1 protein-coding gene is annotated in these 249 nt (G+C 41.4%); it reads right to left on the bottom strand.

The features are described 5' to 3' along the window. Positions 1-249, bottom strand: a 249-nt coding sequence (locus SB765_RS32230; protein ID WP_410932843.1) for a SpoVR family protein, incomplete at both ends; no start/stop codon positions are given.

Genomic DNA, 249 nt, shown 5'->3' with positions numbered 1-249 from the left:
CGATTTCTCGTTGCCATGGCTCAAGTAAAGGAGCATTTTTTTCAATAAAATACAGAATGTTTTCCTGTGGCTCTTGCGGAAAGTGGCGCTCACTTTTTTTTGATTCTTGCTGCTGAGAGGGAATGGTACGCCATAGTTCATTAACTTGTGATTGTAAGTACTCAGCCCGTTCTTGCTGGCGTTTTTGTTCTTCAAATAACGAAATACGCTGCGGACGTTTATACCTGTCAACACCATAACTCATTAACG

Source organism: Pseudomonas sp. SIMBA_067 (assembly GCF_046534675.1).
GTDB classification, from domain to species: Bacteria; Pseudomonadota; Gammaproteobacteria; order Pseudomonadales; family Pseudomonadaceae; genus Aquipseudomonas; species Aquipseudomonas putida.
Note: the sequence above shows the minus strand (reverse complement) of the source record. Positions and strands in the feature narration are given on the sequence as shown.